Source organism: Parabacteroides sp. AF27-14, from assembly GCF_003635425.1.
GTDB lineage: Bacteria > Bacteroidota > Bacteroidia > Bacteroidales > Tannerellaceae > Parabacteroides > Parabacteroides distasonis.
Window position 1 is genome coordinate 17,399 of record NZ_QTLZ01000028.1, and the last position, 19,417, is coordinate 36,815.

Annotated in this window: 14 protein-coding genes and 1 riboswitch; of the genes, 4 read left to right on the plus strand and 10 right to left on the minus strand. The window is 47.3% G+C overall.

Translation table 11 applies throughout. The features are described from left to right. Position 1: 1 nt before the first annotated feature. Positions 2 to 3,169 carry a TIM-barrel domain-containing protein gene (locus tag DWY79_RS19785; RefSeq protein WP_122370164.1) on the minus strand — a complete coding sequence of 1,056 codons (3,168 nt, stop codon included), beginning with the start codon at positions 3,167 to 3,169 and terminating at the stop codon, positions 2 to 4. A 173-nt stretch (positions 3,170 to 3,342) separates the two neighbouring features. Between DWY79_RS19785 and DWY79_RS19790 the strand changes: the two genes are divergently transcribed. Next, positions 3,343 to 5,190, plus strand: a complete 1,848-nt coding sequence (locus tag DWY79_RS19790; protein WP_122370166.1) for a glycoside hydrolase family 13 protein — start codon at positions 3,343 to 3,345, stop codon at positions 5,188 to 5,190. 100 nt (positions 5,191 to 5,290) lie between these two features. Here the strand turns inward: DWY79_RS19790 and DWY79_RS19795 are convergent, their stop codons facing one another. The 8 genes from DWY79_RS19795 to rimP all read right to left on the minus strand — a co-directional run bounded on the left by DWY79_RS19795 (position 5,291) and on the right by rimP (position 15,032). Beyond that, the gene (locus tag DWY79_RS19795) at positions 5,291 to 6,127 is read right to left on the minus strand and encodes a GNAT family N-acetyltransferase (protein WP_122370168.1); all 837 of its coding nucleotides are present in this window, start codon (positions 6,125 to 6,127) and stop codon (positions 5,291 to 5,293) included. 112 nt (positions 6,128 to 6,239) lie between these two features. Next, positions 6,240 to 7,592 carry a Fe-S cluster assembly protein SufD gene (gene sufD / locus DWY79_RS19800; RefSeq protein ID WP_005859386.1) on the minus strand — a complete coding sequence of 451 codons (1,353 nt, stop codon included), beginning with the start codon at positions 7,590 to 7,592 and terminating at the stop codon, positions 6,240 to 6,242. Then, positions 7,585 to 8,340 carry a Fe-S cluster assembly ATPase SufC gene (sufC, locus tag DWY79_RS19805; RefSeq protein WP_005859388.1) on the minus strand — a complete coding sequence of 252 codons (756 nt, stop codon included), beginning with the start codon at positions 8,338 to 8,340 and terminating at the stop codon, positions 7,585 to 7,587. Before sufC ends, sufD begins: the two co-directional genes overlap by 8 nt. Before the next feature lie 42 nt (positions 8,341 to 8,382). After that, a complete protein-coding gene (gene sufB / locus DWY79_RS19810) occupies positions 8,383 to 9,828 on the minus strand; it encodes a Fe-S cluster assembly protein SufB (RefSeq protein ID WP_121961527.1) in 1,446 nt (481 codons plus the stop codon). 30 nt (positions 9,829 to 9,858) lie between these two features. Then, entirely contained in the window at positions 9,859 to 10,350 is a 492-nt protein-coding gene (locus DWY79_RS19815) for a CvpA family protein (protein WP_005859392.1), read from the minus strand. 2 nt (positions 10,351 to 10,352) lie between these two features. Continuing rightward, complete coding sequence (infB, locus tag DWY79_RS19820; RefSeq protein ID WP_008772780.1) at positions 10,353 to 13,274, minus strand: translation initiation factor IF-2; 2,922 nt, start codon at positions 13,272 to 13,274, stop codon at positions 10,353 to 10,355. 20 nt (positions 13,275 to 13,294) lie between these two features. Then, positions 13,295 to 14,560 carry a transcription termination factor NusA gene (nusA, locus tag DWY79_RS19825; RefSeq protein ID WP_005867586.1) on the minus strand — a complete coding sequence of 422 codons (1,266 nt, stop codon included), beginning with the start codon at positions 14,558 to 14,560 and terminating at the stop codon, positions 13,295 to 13,297. Positions 14,561 to 14,564: 4 nt separating this feature from the next. Continuing rightward, positions 14,565 to 15,032, minus strand: coding sequence for a ribosome assembly cofactor RimP (rimP, locus tag DWY79_RS19830; RefSeq protein WP_005867585.1), 468 nt, complete (start codon positions 15,030 to 15,032; stop codon positions 14,565 to 14,567). Between the two features lie 237 nt (positions 15,033 to 15,269). Then, positions 15,270 to 15,380, plus strand: a riboswitch (TPP riboswitch). 42 nt (positions 15,381 to 15,422) lie between these two features. Here rimP and DWY79_RS19835 point away from each other — a divergent pair. Genes DWY79_RS19835 through DWY79_RS19845 form a run of 3 tightly spaced genes read left to right on the plus strand, consistent with a single transcriptional unit; the run spans position 15,423 to position 18,920 of the window. Further along, positions 15,423 to 17,621 carry a TonB-dependent receptor gene (locus tag DWY79_RS19835; protein WP_122370170.1) on the plus strand — a complete coding sequence of 733 codons (2,199 nt, stop codon included), beginning with the start codon at positions 15,423 to 15,425 and terminating at the stop codon, positions 17,619 to 17,621. A gap of 34 nt (positions 17,622 to 17,655) precedes the next feature. After that, positions 17,656 to 18,243, plus strand: a complete 588-nt coding sequence (gene pnuC / locus DWY79_RS19840) for a nicotinamide riboside transporter PnuC (protein WP_008777886.1) — start codon at positions 17,656 to 17,658, stop codon at positions 18,241 to 18,243. Between the two features lie 17 nt (positions 18,244 to 18,260). Next, on the plus strand, positions 18,261 to 18,920 hold the full coding sequence (locus DWY79_RS19845; protein ID WP_057328872.1) for a thiamine diphosphokinase: 660 nt from the start codon (positions 18,261 to 18,263) through the stop codon (positions 18,918 to 18,920). Positions 18,921 to 19,000: 80 nt separating this feature from the next. Here DWY79_RS19845 and DWY79_RS19850 read toward each other — a convergent pair whose 3' ends face one another. Further along, positions 19,001 to 19,381 (minus strand): hypothetical protein, encoded by a 381-nt coding sequence (locus tag DWY79_RS19850; RefSeq protein ID WP_005867576.1) that lies wholly within the window; start codon positions 19,379 to 19,381, stop codon positions 19,001 to 19,003. Positions 19,382 to 19,417: the final 36 nt, after the last annotated feature.

Genomic DNA, 19,417 nt, shown 5'->3' on the forward strand with positions numbered 1-19,417 from the left:
GTTAGAAACCAATTACAATCTTCTGATCCTGATTCGTAGACAAACGGTTCGTCCGTACCTTAACCCTTCCCATACGGTCCGAGGCATCGAAGTACCAGCCTTCTTGTCCGGCATTGAACACTTCGGGGGAGATAGCAGATAGCGGCTTCCCGGCTACGGTTACGTTTGACGGGCTGGATTCTGAGCGGACATCCAATAGGTAAGTACGCTCTTGGTAACGTCCTTTATAATCTCCTTTCGCTTTCGCAATATCCACGGTGATCGTGCCTTTCTCACCTTTCGGGGAGGAAACAGAGATTAAGGTACGGGCAAACTCGCCTTTCTTATAATCACGGGTGAGACCGTCGTCTTCATATAAGTTGAAAGAGGTATTCCCGTACGGATATAAGTCCAAGGTCAAGACATCCGCAGGTTTCTCGCCGACATAATTCATATCCGGGTACATCGGGATAATGGCGCCTTGACGGATAAATACCGGGCAAATATCCAGTTTAGCCTCATATTTATCCAACCACTTGCCACCCTCGTATGTCTTTCCGGTCCAATAGTCGTACCATTCTCCGGCAGGGAAGTAAATACTATCGCGTACATTCTTACGGGTATATACAGGGGCAACCATCATCCACTCGCCACTCATAAATTGATATTGGGTGGTCGTATCACGGGTAACCACGTCATCTGGGAATTCCAGTACCATCGCACGAGCCATCGGTACACCGGTCGTATGCGCCTCATGGCAATAGGTATAGGCGTACGGGTTCAGACGCATCTTCAGCTTTAGGAATTTACGGTTGATATCCGTGTACGGATGCCCATATACCCAAGGCTGACGGTCGGCATCCGCCCAGCCGCTCATGGTCATAAAGATCGGGGTGAAAACCTTCCATTGCAAGTCGCGGGTATAGGTTTTCGGAGAACCGCCGAAGATACCGTCCACATCGCTAGTAGCGGCGTTCATGGCGGAAAGGCCGGCACCCGTGATCGTCGGGATATGGTAACGGATATAATCCCAGTTGCTCACTTGGTCACCGCTCCATACCGTAGAATACCGCTGGGTTCCGGCCCAACCGCAAACAGCCCATACGAAGCCCCGTTCGTTCGTATTGCTCTCGATCCCCTCGAATGCGGATTTACAGCCGTTCAAGGCAAACTCATAGCCTTCTCCAACCCAAGCCACATCCAATTTACACAGGCGGGTACCACATTTACCTACCTCGTAGGCAATCTTATCCACACCATTCTCTGTCCACAAGCCCGTATGGAAGCCTCGTTTACCTAATTCCGTCACAACAGAATCCAATTTCACATAGCCGCAACCATAGCCATCGTTCGGCAAGATCCAGCCACGGGGCATATCATATTCCACATATTTATCGGCAACTTGGCTGATTACGTCCGGGGTGGATTGAGGCCATCCGGTGCGCTGTTCCCCTTTGTTATAGCAGTCGGCGTCTCCCATCGTAAGCATCCACATCGCCGGCATAAAAGGTTTTCCGGTGATATCCGTATAGTCGTTCAATAGGTCTTTCAAGGAAGGGCCGTAGAAGTAGAACGCGTCAAAGCGATTCTCGTTATGCGTCAACTGACTGGTGAAGCCCATCAGCTTAAAGCCATCATCATAGCTCTTGTCCAGCATCTCCGTGCCGTTGAAGGCATAATGGCCCGGGGCAAACGTATTGCGGAATACGCCATATCCTTTCGTGGACATATAGAAGGGAGCCGGGTTAGAGGATTGATCCTCATCCCAACCGGTCACCTCGATATCCGCTTCCTTCCCAGCGTATGAGAAATTACCTTGTTGCATACCGCAACCGTAGAAATCCTCATCACCGCTACGGCGCATCGTTTGGGTCGTTTTTAGTCCGAAGGCAAGTGGTTCGGCCTCCTCGTAGATCACGGCACGGTTATTCTTGTCATACATGGCGAAACGAATAGGGTTCTTATAGACACGTACGACACATTGGGGAGTCGTGAACTTATAATAGCTGCCGTTGTCGGCCATGGAGACTCTCGGGTTCTTTACCCCATAATCCACAACGATCGAGTTTGCCGCCGGATTGGTATACTCCCCATCCGGCGCCAACCAGATACGGAAGATATCATCCCGGTAAAACATCAACTTAACCTTAGCGTACCCGGAGACGAACTCATATTCCGTGTTGCTGATCTTATTGAACTTCGTCAACTTACCCAAGTTCATACGGGCGGCGAACAGGTTCGCTTTTAATACGTTGTTTGACGAACGCTCATCCTTCGGATATTGGATAGCGAACTCTATTTTATAGGAGCCCATCTGGGTTAGGTCGGTAGCGGGGAAAGCTACCTCATATTCCTCTTGTTTAGCGATCGGATGCCCGGAGGCGGTTACCGTGGCGGTTAGTTTCTGACCGTTGTTCAAGGAGGCGGTTACCGTGAAATCCTCGTCTACGGGCTGGGAACCAACGTTCTTCAGCTTCACTTTCAACACGTCTTCCTTCGTGAACGTATTCCCGATTTCTTGGTGTGAGGTCACTTTCTCCAAAGCCAAATCATGCGCGAAAGGCTCTGTCAGCTCAATATCATCGACCATCCAATACCAAGAGAAGATATCCCGCCAGAAGAAACGCAAGTAGACGGTTTTCTGGTTCGCGGTTACCTCGCTGATGTTAATCTCCTCATTCACCGGGGCGTGAAGCTGGGTAGCGGCGGGGATCTTATCCATCACGTTATACTCTTTCCAATTCACCCCGTCGTTGCTGACGCCAACCCAAAGGCCGGCACGTTTTCCGGTGAACCAATTATTCCAACGAAACAAGTGCTGGAATTTCAATACCACATCGTTCTTTCCTGCGCAATCGATAGCGCTGGTCTGGAAATAGCCGTTCGGGTATTCCTCCCGTTGATTCCACTTCGTGATCTCCTCCCCGGTGACTACGCCCGGCCGGAATTGCATATGATAGCCACGGCTTGTAGATGCGATGGGAGGCGCTTGTTGCTCGAACTGGAAAGAGCCGGGATAAGGCTGATCGGTTACAATCCATTCACACTTTGCCGATTTCGTTGAATCGACAATCATCCAGCCGTCGGGTAATTTCCCGGCAGAGAAATCTTCTTTCCAAAAACTTTGTTGTGCGGACAGGGAGGAAACGCAACCTGTCAGAAGCATGGATACAATTAGACTTTTTATCATTTGAATTAGTTGATTAGATTTAGGCAGTAAAGATAGTCTTAATTTACGAGGGTTCGCAAACGTTCGCGTGATTTTTATTCTCTTTTCGCTGGGCGGAAACGTGTTATTATCAATGGAATCCTTCTATCTTCGCGTATGTACAACCTTGTCATATAAATCAATAAACATATATCATGAACAGACATTTATTCTTGAGCCTTTTACTGGCCCTTTTCGCTTCCAGTACGCTTTCTGCCGATAACCTTAAAATCGAGCCGGCCTTCTGGTGGAGCGGTATGAAGAATCCGGAACTCCAGCTGATGGTGTATGGTAAGGATATCGCCGGATATCTCCCTAGCGTGAAATATCCCGGCGTACAGTTGAAAAGCTCGGTAGCGTTGGAAAGCCCGAATTACCTATTGATCTATCTGGACGTGGAAAAGGCCAAGCCCGGCAGGTTTGATATCACGTTCACGAAGGACAAAAAGAGTTTCAATTACTCGTATGAGTTGAAGGCCCGTAAACCGAACGCCGATCGGATCAAGGGGTTTGACTCTTCCGACGTGCTTTATCTCATCATGCCGGATCGTTTCGCGAACGGAGATCCCTCGAACGACCAGATCCCGATGCGTACCTCTTATAAGGTAGACCGTAACAGCCCGAACGCCCGTCACGGAGGCGACTTGGCCGGTATCGAACAGCATTTGGATTATATCGAGGATCTGGGCGTTACCGCTATCTGGCTGAACCCGGTATTGGAGAATGATATGGAGGGAGGCTCTTATCACGGATATGCCACGACGGATTATTATCGGGTAGACCCACGCTTCGGCACGAACGAGGATTACGTCCGCTTGATCGAGAAGACACACGAGCGGGGTATGCGTGTCGTAATGGATATGATCTTCAACCATTGTGGAAGCGATCATCCTTGGATGAAAGATATCCCTAGCCACGACTGGTTTAATAATCTCGATAACTACGTGCAGACCAACCACGATAAAGAGGCTTATTTCGATCCTTACGTGTCGGATTATGATAAGGAGACGATGCTGAACGGCTGGTTTGTCCCGAGCATGCCGGACTTGAACCAAAAGAACCCACATGTAGCCAAATACCTTATCCAGAACTCTATCTGGTGGATCGAGTATTGCGGCGTGGATGGTATCCGTCAAGATACGTATCCGTATGCCGACGTGGACATGATGCGGAATTGGTGTACGGAGGTCATGAACGAGTATCCGGAGTATAACATCGTAGGCGAGGCGTGGATGAACTACACGATCGGTTCCGCTTATTGGCAGAAAGGCAGCCGGTTGAACTTCGGACAGGATACTGAGTTGAAATCGGTAATGGATTTCCGCTTGATGGGTATCGCGAGTAAGGCGTTCCATGAGGAGACTGGGTATTCCGGAGGCTTGCACACGATCTTCGAGCATATGTGTTATGATTATGTATATCCCGATATCTATAACGTATTGCGTTTCTTGGAGAACCATGATACGGATCGTTTTCTTCCCTCCATGCCTAAGTCTGTCGATGATTTGTACGCGTTCAAGCAAGGGGTGACATTCTTGTTGACGATCCCCGGTATTCCCCAGCTCTATTACGGGCAGGAGTTGCTGATGAATGGCACCAAGGAGAAGGGAGACGGATATATCCGCTTGGATGTTCCCGGTGGCTGGCCCGGCGACAAGGTGAATCAATTCGAGGCATCCGGTCGCAGCGAGGTGCAAAATGACGCATGGAATTTCCTCCGGACTTTATTGAAATGGCGCAAGGGCAACGATATCATCGCTAAGGGCAAGATGAAACATTTCATGGTGAACCAAGGTGTCTATGTTTACGAGCGCAGTCTGGATGGCCGGAGCGTATTGATCTTGATGAATGGCAGCGACAAGGAGGTGAACCTCCCGTTGGCCCGCTATGCGGAAGTATTGCGAGGTAAAACCTCCGGAAAAGAGATATTAACCGGAAAGGAGATTCCATTGGGAGACGAATTATCCTTGGCACCGAAAGGGATCTTCGTACTGGAAATGTGATGCCATTAGCCCCGATGATTTTTCATTCGAGGACCTATTCATAGATTACTAATAATTAAATCGGGAGGCCTTAAACCTCCCGATTTTCTTTTCATATATACTATTTTAATCGCTTTTCAAGAATCAATTGATGCCTGCATTGAATGCCGTTCTCCCAGATAGGCTCGGCATAGTTCCGCACGAAATAATCGCGATCTACGGCAACCAAGTCGAAGCCTTCCTGTTGATAAAGCATCATCGGGCCGGCGGCTGAGGTTCCGGTGCAAATACGCAAAAGCTCGACATCTTGAGCCGGAGCCCATTTATTAGATACATGCCGTAATAGTTTCCGGGCGATTCCTCGCCGACGGAAGATATCCGCCACGGCAAGGTTCATAATCTCCGCCTTGCCACCCTCCTCCTTGCGAACCACGATCACGCCGGCAACGGAATTTCGTACCGTAGCGATAAAGCAATCCGAATCCTTTAGGTAAGCCTCTACTTTCTCCCGATCCGGATCGGCTTCCAGCAGTAACTCATAAGGAGGAAATAAAGCTACTTGTATCTCCGGCTCCCCGCCCACGACGATCTCTACTATATTTCCGTCAGGATCTCGGATTACACCCTCATAGTAACCATCCCCGGAAGTGCGGGTCTCACCGGCGATCGTGTATCCATCCATCCGGAAACGTTCGATCATTTGATCCACTTGCTCCTTCTTATCCGCATGAAAGGCCAGATGAGCCAAGCCGATATGATCCTTGTCGTAGGTATCGGAGATATCTTGCCGTTGCATAATCTCTAAAGCAGGACCACTCTCGAAAGAGACAAAATAAGAAGCGAACCCTTTCTTTGGATTCACATATTTCTCATTACTCTTACCGTTGAAATACTTTACATAGAAATCCCGTAAACGTTCCAGATGATTCGTCCATAGGGCGATGTGTGTTAACTGCATAAGTTGGAGGTTTTAATTTGTCACTGCCAAAGATATAAAAAAATCAGACATGGTTCCCTACATTATCGTCGGGATAATCCATGTCTGATTACTGTTTTCTTCTTATTCGCGATTATTTACAAATCCGGCAACCGGCGCATTTAGCCAGTTCACCGCGGAAACGTTTCTCTACCAGTTTATGCAAACGGTCTTTCAACGCCTCCAAGCGTACATGGTCGATCACGTCGGAAGTGAAAGCCACGCTCAATAACATACGGGCCTCGTCACGCGGGATACCGCGACTTTGCATATAGAACAAAGCGTTCTCATCTAACTGACCGGTCGTCATACCGTGCGAGCATTTTACATCATCCGCATAAATCTCCAGTTGCGGCTTGCTGTACATACGGGCCTCACGGGTAGCGCACAGATTACGGTTCGTCTGGTAAGCGGCGGTCTTCTGGGCATCCTCTTTCACCAAGATACGTCCACTAAAGACACCTACGGCATGATCATTCAGTACGTTCTTGAACAACTCGTTGCTGGTACAATTCGGGACCGCATGGGTGATATGGCTATAGGTATCCATCTGTTGCTCCTTGTCCAGAACGGACATACCGCATAAGGTAGACTCGGCATACTCGCCATTCAGTTCCACATAATAATTGTTGCGAGTCAAGCCATTCGTCAACGTAATACCGTTTACCAAGACATTGGTCGAGGCCGCCTGCCTTACGTGTACGGAGGAGAAACGGGTCGTGGACACACTGCTTTCTTCCAAATCATAATAATCAAAGCGAGCACCTTCCTCCGCGAAAATCTCAACCACTTGAGTCGCCAAGAATTTCACGTCATCGATACTATGGTCGCAAACCAACAACTTCGCCTCCGAATGAGGTTCCATAATCACCAGGACACGACGGTTCGCCATCGTATCCACATCATTACGGAATATATTCACTAATTGGATAGGACGCTCAACCACGACATTTTTCGGTACATACACCACGAAACCATCTTGGGCTAACATCGTATTCAACGCGATAATACCATCCTTGCTACTCGGTGCCGCCTTTCCGTAATACTTGGAAGCGATCTCCGGATATTGCTCCGTAAAAGCCTTCAAGCCTCCGGCATACACGCCTTCCGGCAAATGTGCTTTCGGTAAGTCCTTATCGTAAAACGTATCGTTCACGACAAAGTATAACGATGTGCTCAGGTTCGGCACGTCACAACGGAACACGTCATAAGGATTCACCGGGATAGCGACCCGGTTGATATTCAAACCGTAATCCGGAGCGAACGCTTGGGCTACATCCGTATATTTATAATCCTCGCTTCTCGTGGAGGGGAATCCGAGTCGCTCAAAGTTCGCCAAGGCATCAGCCCTAAGGGCATTCATCACCGGCGTACTATGACGACATACCAGATCCTCACATTGGGCGAAAAGATCGATATATTGTTGCTCGGCCTTCATATTACTCATCTCCCATCTCTTTCTTGATCCAGTCGTAACCTTTCTCTTCCAGTTCCAAGGCCAATTCCGGACCGGCGGTCTTCACGATACGGCCTTTGTAAAGCACATGCACCACATCCGGTTTGATGTAATCCAGCAGACGCTGATAGTGCGTGATTACGATAGCGGCATTCTCCGGAGTCCTCAACTGGTTCACGCCATGCGCTACGATACGCAAGGCATCGATATCCAAACCACTATCCGTCTCATCCAAGATCGCCAATTTCGGCTCTAACATCGCCATCTGGAAGATCTCGTTCCGCTTTTTCTCTCCACCGGAGAAACCTTCGTTCACGCTACGGCTGGCCAGTTTATTATCCAGCTCGACGATCGCACGTTTCTCACGCATCAATTTCAAGAAGTCCGTAGCCGAAACCGGTTCCAGACCGTTATATTTACGGTGCTCGTTCAACGCCGCACGCATAAAGTTCACCATACTAACTCCCGGGATCTCGACCGGATATTGGAAGCTCAAGAAAATACCCTCACGGCTACGGTCCTCAGGAGAAAGATCCAGCAGATTCTTACCGTTGAAGATAACCTCTCCTTCCGTTACCTCAAAAGCGGGATTACCTACCAATACACTACTTAACGTACTTTTTCCGGAACCGTTCGGTCCCATGATAGCATGTACCTCACCCGCTTTCACCGACAGGTTGATACCTTTCAATATCTCTTTGCCATTTACGTTGGCATGTAAATTCTTAACCTCTAACATCTTTTCTAATTGAAAATTGAAAGTTGAAAATTGAAAATTATTCTATCCTACGCTGCCTTCCAGCGAGATCGTTAGTAATTTCTGAGCCTCGACGGCGAACTCCATCGGTAACTTATTCATTACCTCACGGGCATATCCATTCACGATCAAACCGACAGCCTCTTCTACCGAGATACCCCGTTGCTGGCAGTAGAACAATTGCTCCTCGCTGATCTTACTCGTCGTAGCCTCATGCTCCACGATCGCCGTCTCATTCTGAATATCAGCGTAAGGGAACGTATGAGCTCCACAAGTAGAGCTTAGTAACAAACTATCGCATTGGCTATGGTTACGGGCGCCTTCCGCACGGGCGGACACCTTTACCAATCCCCGATAGCTATTCTGGCTATGACCGGCAGAGATACCCTTGGATACGATCGTACTTTTCGTATTCTTACCCAGATGGATCATCTTCGTACCCGTATCGGCCTGTTGGTAATTATTGGTCACGGCAACCGAGTAAAACTCACCTACCGAGTTATCACCCGCCAAGATACAGCTCGGATATTTCCAAGTGATCGCCGAACCGGTCTCTACTTGCGTCCAAGAGATCTTGCTACCCTCACCTTTGCACAAACCTCGTTTCGTCACGAAGTTATAGATACCGCCTTTACCTTCCTTATCACCCGGATACCAGTTCTGTACGGTAGAATACTTCACCTCAGCACGCTCGTTCGCCACGATCTCCACGATAGCGGCATGCAATTGGTTCTCGTCACGCATCGGCGCCGTACATCCTTCCAGATAACTTACATACGCCTCATCGTCAGCGACAATCAAGGTACGCTCGAACTGTCCGGTATTAGCGGCATTGATACGGAAATACGTACTCAACTCCATCGGGCAACGTACGCCCTTCGGTATATAAACAAACGAACCGTCCGAGAACACGGCCGAATTCAAGGCGGCGAAGAAATTATCACGATAACTAACCACGCTGCCCAAATATTTCTGCACCAAGTCCGGATGATGTTGTACAGCCTCGCTGAACGAACAGAAAATAATCCCCTTCTCCGCGAGATTCTCCTTGAAAGTAGTCTTCACGGAAACACTATCCATCACGGCGTCTACCGCCATTCCGCTTAAATGCTTCTGTTCTTCCAAAGGAATACCCAGTTTATCGAATGTTTTCAACAACTCAGGATCTACCTCATCCAAGCTCTTTGGTCCCTCTTTTTTCTTAGGGGCGGCATAATAGATAATGTCCTGATAATCGATCGGCGGGATATTCAAGTGAGGCCATGTAGGCATCTCCAACGTCTGCCAATGGCGAAAAGCCTTCAAACGGAACTCGAGTAACCATTCCGGCTCGTTCTTCTTGGCAGAGATAATACGGACTGTCTCCTCGTCTAATCCACGATGGATCACCTCCGTATCAATATCGGTAACGAAGCCGTATTTATAATCTCCGCTCGTTACTTCATTAATTATATGATTTGAATCCTGCATAATTAAAAATTAACCATTGATAAAAGCCCTTCATTCTCCTAATGAAAACAAATTATGTGGGAAAATTGTTGGTACTATTTGCTTCACGCTATAATAAAAACGAGATTCTATCTTTGATTGGCGATGAATCAAGACCGATCCACGATCCACGAACTCCAGCGCGTTCAACAGCAAACTGGTAAAGACCAAAACGACCAGCAACCCGAAAAAACCACCAAACAAATGGTTGATAACGCTCAACGGTGTCGCCCCTACCACCTTGGTAACCAGTTCTCCCGCTAAAATAAACACCCCCATAATCAAGATAAAACCCGCTATATAACTCAAGATCGTAACCCCTTCTTCCGGAAACCAACCCAACGCCAAAATATATCCTTTCAGCCAAGCCGCCGCTTTTCCGCAGAAAAAGATCGCGATCACTAGGGCTATAAGCGAAACAACCTGTTTGATGATTCCATCAAACAGGCCTTTCACAAATCCTATCCCTGCCAGACATAGCAATGTAATGTCCAACCAGTTCATCGTTATAACGTCTTCTTAATTTCAGTCTCTTCGTAAGCCTCGATCATATCGCCCACTTGGATATCGTTGAAGTTCGTAATATTCAAACCGCAATCCAAGCCAGCCACGACCTCTTTCGCATCGTCCTTGAAACGTTTCAAAGAGCCTAGCTCGCCGGCATAGATAACGATACCGTCACGTATCAAGCGGATCTTGTTCGTACGTTTGATCTTGCCTTCCTTAACCATACATCCGGCAACCGTACCGACCTTGGTGATCTTGAATACCTGCTGAACTTCCACATAAGCGGTAATCTCCTCCTTGATCTCCGGAGAAAGCATGCCTTCCATAGCGCTCTTCACCTCCTCGATCGCATCATAGATGATAGAGTACAAACGGATCTCTACACCTTCCTTCTCGGCGTTTCTACGTGCTTGCAAAGACGGACGAACTTGGAATCCGATAATGATAGCGTTCGAAGCCGCTGCCAAAACCACATCCGACTCGGAAATCTGGCCAACCGCCTTATGAATTACATTCACCTGAATCTCCTCGGTAGACAAACGGATCAAGGAGTCGGACAAAGCCTCTACGGAGCCATCCACATCACCCTTCACGATCACGTTCAACTCTTGGAAGTTACCCACGGCGATACGACGTCCGATATCATCCAAGGTAAGCATCTTCTGCGTACGAAGACCTAACTCACGCTGCAATTGCTCACGACGGTTAGCGATCTCACGCGCCTCTTGCTCAGTCTCCAATACATTAAATGTATCACCGGCCTGAGGAGCACCATTCAAACCGAGGATCAATACCGGCTCGGAAGGACCAGCCTTCTCCACCCGTTGATTACGCTCGTTGAACATCGCCTTGATACGTCCTTGATGAGTTCCCGCCAAAACGATATCTCCCATCTTCAACGTACCGTTCTCCACCAATATGGTAGATACATAGCCACGTCCCTTGTCCAAAGAAGACTCGATGATAGAACCAACCGCACGTTTTTTCGGATTCGCTTTCAAATCCAACAGGTCGGCCTCCAACAGTACCTTCTCCAACAACTCCTCGACACCGATACCTTTCTTAGCGGAGATCTCTTGACTCTGGTACTTACCCCCCCAGTCTTCCACCAAGTAATTCATATTCGCCAACTCCTCCTTGATCTTCTCAGGATTAGCATGTGGCTTATCGATTTTATTAATAGCGAAAACAATAGGAACACCGGCAGCCGAAGCGTGATTAATCGCCTCAATCGTCTGAGGCATCACGTTATCATCAGCGGCCACGATAATAATCGCGATATCCGTCACCTTCGCGCCACGGGCACGCATAGCGGTAAACGCCTCGTGACCCGGAGTATCCAAGAACGTGATACGGCGGCCATTCTGCAACTTCACGTTGTAGGCTCCGATATGCTGCGTGATACCACCGGCCTCACCGGCGATTACGTTCGCGCTACGGATATTATCCAATAAAGAAGTCTTACCATGGTCAACGTGTCCCATCACCGTTACGATAGGCGGACGGGCTACCCAATCCTCCTCGTTATCATCTTCCTCATCAGCGTTGATCGCCTCGACAACATCCGCGCTTACATATTCAGTCTTATAACCGAACTCCTCAGCCACGATATTGATCGTCTCCGCATCCAGGCGCTGATTGATCGAAACCATAAGGCCGATGCTCATGCAAGTACCGATAACCTCCGTTACAGATACGTCCATCATGTTCGCCAAGTCGTTGGCCGTAACGAACTCGGTCAGCTTCAATACCTTGCTTTCCAGTTCTTCCTGTTCCATCAACTCGTGCTCACGTTTCACAGCGGCGTCACGTTTATCACGACGGTATTTAGCCCCCTTATTATTCTTATTATTCTTGTTGGTCAAGCGAGCCAAAGTCTCCTTGATCTGCTTTTGAACATCCTCTTCACTAACTTCCGCTTTCACTGGCTTCTTCAAGCGAGGCTTACGGTCGTTATTCGGACGATCGTCACGATTCGGGCGCGGATAATTCGTACCCGGCGTATTATTCACGTCTACCCGATCTTTCTTGATACGTTTACGTTTCTTCTTAGCGTCACCTTCCTCACCCGGTTTAGCAGGAGCGTTCGGTTTAATCAAAGTAGGCGAATTCGGACTCTTATGAGGAGCGCCCGGACCGTTGCTATTATTACCCGGCCGATTGTTATTAAACTTTTGCTTCTCATCACGCTCTTTCCGCTTCTCCTCCTTCGTTTTCTTCTTCGGACGAGTCGATTGGTTAAGCGCATCCAAGTCAATCTTACCGGTTACCTTGATCTTTGATTCCAATTTAACCGAGTTCAAACGGAAAAGATTATCGTCTTTTTCCTCGGTCTTCTCTACTTCCTGTTCCGGTTTCACACTTTCCACCTTAGGTTCCGCAACAACCGGTTGCTTCTCTACGGTTTTTTCTTTTTCCACTTCCACTACTATAACTTTTTCTTCTTTTTTCTCCGTGGGAGCCTGCGCAGGCTGCGCGGGTTTAACAGGAGCTTGAGCAGCGGGAGCGGCAGGCGCTTCCTTCACTTTCGGCTCTTCCTTTACCTTAGGCTCTTCTTTCACCTTCGGCTCCTCTTTAGCCTTCGGCTCTTCCTGCTGTTTTTTATGTTGTCCACCATCCAAATCGATATGACCCTTCATTACGATCTTAGGCCTGAATTCTTCCGGTATCACTGTCTTTATTTCCGCAGTCTTCTCTTCTTTCACAGAAGGAGCCTCTTTCTGCGCACGATCCGCCGCAAAATTACGATCTTTCTCAGGCAGATCCTTTCCAAACTCTTTTACGAGCAAAGCATACTGTTCATCACTGATCCTCGTGTTGGGATTATCCTCAACCGAGAACCCATTCCGGTGCAGGAACTCAACCACCGTGTTGATTCCCACGTTCAATTTTCTCTGTACTTGAATTAATTTTATAGGCATATCTAACTTTGTCGTAATACTTATTCGTTACCTTCATCTTCAAATTCCGCGGATAAGATAGCTAAAAGATCGTCCACGGTCTGCTCTTCCAGATCGGCACGTTCAATAATCTCATTGCGGTTCATAGCAAGGACACTCTTCGCCGTATAGCATCCTATATTCTTCAGTGCGTCGATCACCCAGCTGTCGATCTCGTCGGAGAACTCATCCAAGTAGATATCCTCCTCGTCCGCTCCTTCGATATCACGGAATACGTCAATCGTATACTCAGTCAACATACAAGCCAACTTAATATTCAGACCGCCCTTACCGATCGCTAAAGAAACCTCCTCAGGACGTAGATAAACCTCAGCTTTCTTTTCTTCCTCATTCACACGGATAGAAGAGATCTTAGCCGGGCTTAAAGCACGCTGGATAAACAAAGAGAGATTTGAGGTGTAATTAATCACATCAATGTTCTCGTTTCTCAACTCGCGAACGATTCCGTGTATACGAGAGCCTTTCATACCTACGCAAGCACCCACCGGGTCAATACGGTCATCGTATGACTCGACAGCCACTTTGGCACGCTCTCCCGGGATACGGGCGATCGCCTTGATCGTAATCAAGCCATCATTAATCTCCGGAACCTCCAACTCGAACAACCGCTGCAAGAAGACCTTATCCGTACGGGAAAGAAGGATCTTCGGGTTGTTATTATAGTTATCCACACGTTGAACGATCGCACGTACGGTCTCTCCCTTACGATAGAAATCGGTCGGGATTTGCTCGGATTTCGGCAGTAGCAACTCATTACCATCGTCATCCAGCAACAGGATTTCTTTCTTCCACACCTGATAAACCTCAGCGGCGATGATGTGGCCGATTTTATCCTTATACTTAGCGTACAAGCTGTCTTTCTGCAATTCAAGTATCTTTGAAGCCAAAGTCTGGCGCAAGTTTAAGATCGCACGACGTCCGAAGTCTGCGAAATGCACCTCGTCGGTCACTTCCTCGCCCACCTCACAGTCGGCGTCGATTTTACGGGCCTCCGTCAACGTAAGCTGCAAGTTCTCATCCTCCAATTCATCATCAGCCACAACCGTACGGTTTCTCCAGATCTCGAAATCACCTTTCTCAGGATTGATAATCACGTCATAGTTCTCATCCGTGCCAAACATCTTGGCGATCACGTTACGGAACGAATCTTCCAAAACGCTAATCATCGTATCTTTATCGATATTCTTCAACTCCTTGAACTCCGCAAGGGTGTCAATCATACTGATTGTTTCCTCTTTCTTGGCCATAATCTTACTTGAATCTTATTAAGTATTTTGTATATTTTATTTCATCAAATGTATACGACTCATCCTCTATCACGGTTACCTTCCGCTTAGCGCCCTCCGGTTTCACCTTCTTCTCGACAGAGACAACCACACCGTTCTCGTCGGCAGATTTCAACACACCTGTCAGCTTCGAGCCGTTTTTCAACAGCATCTCCACCTCGTTTCCGATGTTCTTGACGTATTGGCGAAGTACCTTAAAAGGAGAAGTAATGCCGGCGGAGCCAACCTCCAGCTCATAGTCCTCGACGTCACGATCCAGATGCTCCTCCAAATACCGGCTCAACTCAGCGCAATCATCAATGCTTACCGCTTCATCGTTATCAATTTCAACGACTATCAGGTTCCCCGGTTTAATCACTACGTCTACTAAATAATTGCTTGAAGAGGCTAGTTTTTCCTCTACTAATTGGCTTACCACTTTCTTTTCTATCATACACATATCTGTTAAGAACAAAAGAAGGGGACTACCCGCCCCCTCCTCAACTTCACTTAATCGCCCGCAAATATACAAAAAATCAATGAGTTCTCAAAATATCCTCATCTTTTTGCAGAAAAAATTAATACGACACAAACCGGATTACGATCGATAGTAATCAGAATTAATATCTATAGAAATCCGATTTACTATTGATAGTAATATTTATTAACACTTTTATGCCTATCTTTGCTGCCGAATACGAAGGGGTGCTCGCGGAATCCTTCACGAAAGGAGCGGGCTGAGATCATACCCATAGAACCTGTACAGGTAATGCTGTCGTAGGGATTCATGCTTCTCCCATCCTTTCTATTCATCTATTTAGTTTTAAAGCAAAAAGATGAAAAGATGAAAAATGTATTGGTTATCTTGGCCGGCTCCTTACTGGCTACAACCGCCAAGGCACAAATGCCCAGTCCGGTCGACTCCTTGAAAATCTCAAAAGACGTATCTTTAGATGAAGTGGTTATTACCGCTACCAAAGTCGGGAAAGAGACCCCGGTAGCTTATAGCGACATCTCCAAACAAGAACTAAGCAGCCGGAACAACGGGCAAGGTATCCCATTCCTTATCTCCCAATCCCCGTCTGTTATCATGACCTCGGATGCCGGAACGGGTATCGGTTACTCCGGTTTTCGTATCCGGGGTACAGATGCGAACCGTATCAATATCACGATCAATGGCGTACCGGTTAATGACTCCGAGTCTCATACCGTATTCTGGGCTAATATGGCCGATATAGCTTCCTCGGTAGAATCGATCCAGATCCAACGAGGCACCGGAACCTCTACGAACGGAGCTGCGGCTTTTGGCGCTACGGTCGCCATGCAGACCGAGAAACCGTCCTTAAAGCCTTACGGCGAATATTCCGTATCAGCAGGTTCTTTCGGTACGCTGAAACATACGGTAAAAGGCGGCACCGGATTACTTTACGATCATTTCGCTTTCGACGCCCGCTACTCCAATATCCGTAGCGACGGCTTTATCGATCGTGCCTCCGCCCGTATGAGTTCTTACTATGCCTCCGCCGCTTTCTATGCCGATAATACATTGATTAAATTCCAAGCCTTCGGGAACAGCGAGAAGACCTATCAAGCATGGAACGGTGTTCCGTCTTATTTACTTGACACAGATCGTAGCTATAATCCATGCGGAGAATATGAGGAAGATGGAGTGAAGAAGTTTTATAACAATCAGACGGATAATTATTGGCAACACAACTACCATTTAATGGCCAGCCAGCGTATCGGAGATTTCTGGAATATGAACCTGACCCTTCATTACACCGATGGTAACGGATATTACGAGGATTATAAATCGAAAGCCAAATTCAGCAGTTATAAACTACCGGAATATATCGATCCGGAGGGTAATACCGTAAAAAAGACGGACCTTGTGCGCCGTAAATGGCTCGACAATTATTTCTATGGAGCCGTTTATAGCGCAAACTATCAACGTGACAATACCCGCCTTACGCTGGGAACCGCCGTCAACAACTATGTAGGCGATCATTTTGGCCGGGTAATGTGGACCAAAAGCGCAAACGTCTTGCCACAACCGGATTACGAATATTATCGCAATACCGGTAAGAAATTAGACTACAACGCATACGCTAAATTGACTCAACGTCTTTCCCCTCTTTTCACCGGCTATCTGGACTTACAATACCGTGGGATCCATTACACCATTAAGGGAAACGATGACAAAGCCGGGGAAGGACTGGACATTCGTAAGAACTGGAACTTCTTCAACCCGAAAGCCGGAATAAACTTCCATAACAATGGCCATAACGCCTTCGTCTCTTTCTCCGTCGCTAACCGGGAACCGAACCGTGACAATTTCACGGAGGCAGGCCCCGAGGAACGTCCTACCCACGAGACCTTATATGATTACGAGGCCGGTTATAGTTTTGGTAACGACCGTTTCCGGTTTGGAGCCAATCTCTATTTCATGGATTACAACAACCAATTGATCCTGACCGGCAAGATCAGCGAGATCGGCGAGGCCCTCACTTCCAATATAAAGGATAGTTACCGAATGGGTATCGAGCTTACCGGAGGTGTACAAATCACCTCTTGGCTGAATTGGAGCGCGAACGTAACCCTCAGCCAAAATAAAATCAAGCATTTCGTGGAATACGTGGATAATTGGGATACCGGAGGACAAGAGATCAATGATCTAGGCACAACGAATATAGCTTTCTCACCCAATCTAATAGCGAACAGCATGTTCGATTTCGTTTACAAAGGGTTTATCGCGAGTTTCAACTCACAAATAGTAGGCCGCCAATACATAGACAATTCAAGCAGCAAGGATCGTTCCATCGATCCCTACTTTATCAATAGCCTACGTATCGGTTACGCCTTCCAGCCTAAGTTCATGAAAGAAATAACCCTAGACGTGACTATCAACAACCTCTTCAACGAGAAGTACGAGACCAACGCATGGGTATACTCGTATATCGAAAACGGCACACGTAAAAAGGATGACGGTTATTTCACCCAAGCCGGCACGAACGCCATGGCCAGGATCACCTTCAAATTCTAACTTAATTTTCAATTATCAATTATCAATTACTAAAATGGTTTGGCTAGAATACTTCGGAGTAATAACCGGTCTGCTCTATCTCTTTCTAGAGATTAAACAACATAAGGGCATGTGGGTGGTGGGATTCCTCACCTCCCTCGTGTATGTCTTTGTCTTCCTGTCCGCTAAGATTTATGCGGACATGGGATTGCAAACCTATTACGTAGGAATCAGCATATACGGTTTCTATCAATGGACCCGGAAGAAACATGAGATACACACGGAAAACGACAGTCTTCCCTCCGACCGTATCCTATACACCCATCTGAGCCTTCCGCTTTTCGTGGGGATTATCGGAACATTGGCCGTTGTATTCGCCATCTTATGGTATCTCCTTCATCAATTCACGGACTCTCCCATCCCCGTAGGCGATGCGTTCACCACGTCGGTAGGCATTGTCGCTACTTGGATGCTGGCAAGGCGAATTATCGAGCATTGGATTTTTTGGGTAATCGTAAACCTCGTTTCCGTATATCTTTATTACCTTCGGGGCTTGTATCCGACGATGCTACTCTATTTTTGCTATGCGACACTAGCCATTGTGGGCTATTACAATTGGCGGAAGAAAGGGGAAGAGTTTTAATTTATAATTTATGAATTATGGGAGATAATACGGAAGTGAAGGAAAGAGGATGTGTGATCGTAGCGAATGGGAGATTTCCTTCCGCTGAGTTACCCTTGAGATTATTAAAGGAAGCGAAAACGATTATCGCTTGTGATGGAGCCGTAAAGACACTTTATGAAAAGGGTATTCATCCGGACGCTATCGTAGGAGACTTGGACAGTATACCCGCCGACCTGCGCAAACGCTACGCAGACCGAATCCACCATGTAGAGGACCAAGAGATCAACGACCTCTCCAAATCCATCCGCTTCGCCCATGCCCAAGGCTATCGAGAAGTTCTCATATTAGGAGCTACCGGATTGCGTGAGGATCATACATTGGGAAATATATCCCTTCTTATGGAGTATGCCCCCTTATTCAAGCGGGTGGAGATGTTATCCGACTATGGTCTTTTCACACCTATCTTAGAAACAACGACTTTCGCTTCTTATCCGGGGCAACAAATCTCCATTTTCGTTCTTTATCCCGAAGGGGAGATTAGTACAGAAGGACTCCGCTGGCCCATTTGCCAACGAAAGCTCACCTCATGGTGGCAAGGAACTCTCAACGAGGCTTTAGGAAATCAATTTACCGTCACCCTCTCCCCAGATTGCCGGGTGATCATTTACAGGGAAGCTCCCCATACAAAAAAATAGTCCTGAAAAGTATCACTACTTTTCAGGACCGTTACACCCCTCAACTTTACATGCTTAAATAAGAAGCGTTCGCTTCCTTATCAAGCAGATAATTTTTTTAACTCATTCTCTTTCCATTCGGAAAAACCTTCTACCCTATCCCTTATCTGGAACTGTAGCTTATCGTCGGCAACCAACTTCAGCACAGCCGTAGGAGAAAGGGGCAAATACATATCATTCACGGCGAAAAAAGCTTTCAGTAAAACCACGTCATAGTCATCGTGGATTACTTCTTTCTTTAATACAACCGAAACCTCCATCTGAGTCAGATAGTAGGCTGAACGTTCGTATGCGCACCAAGCATCTCCTTCCAGATACAGATAGACATTGTTTGGATTATCTACCTCATGAGGCAGAACCAACTCTACTACATCTGATGCTTGTTCCATATAAAAGAAATTATTATTAATATTTGTCTTCATGACATTTACAAATTAAGTGCCTTCTACCCTATACAT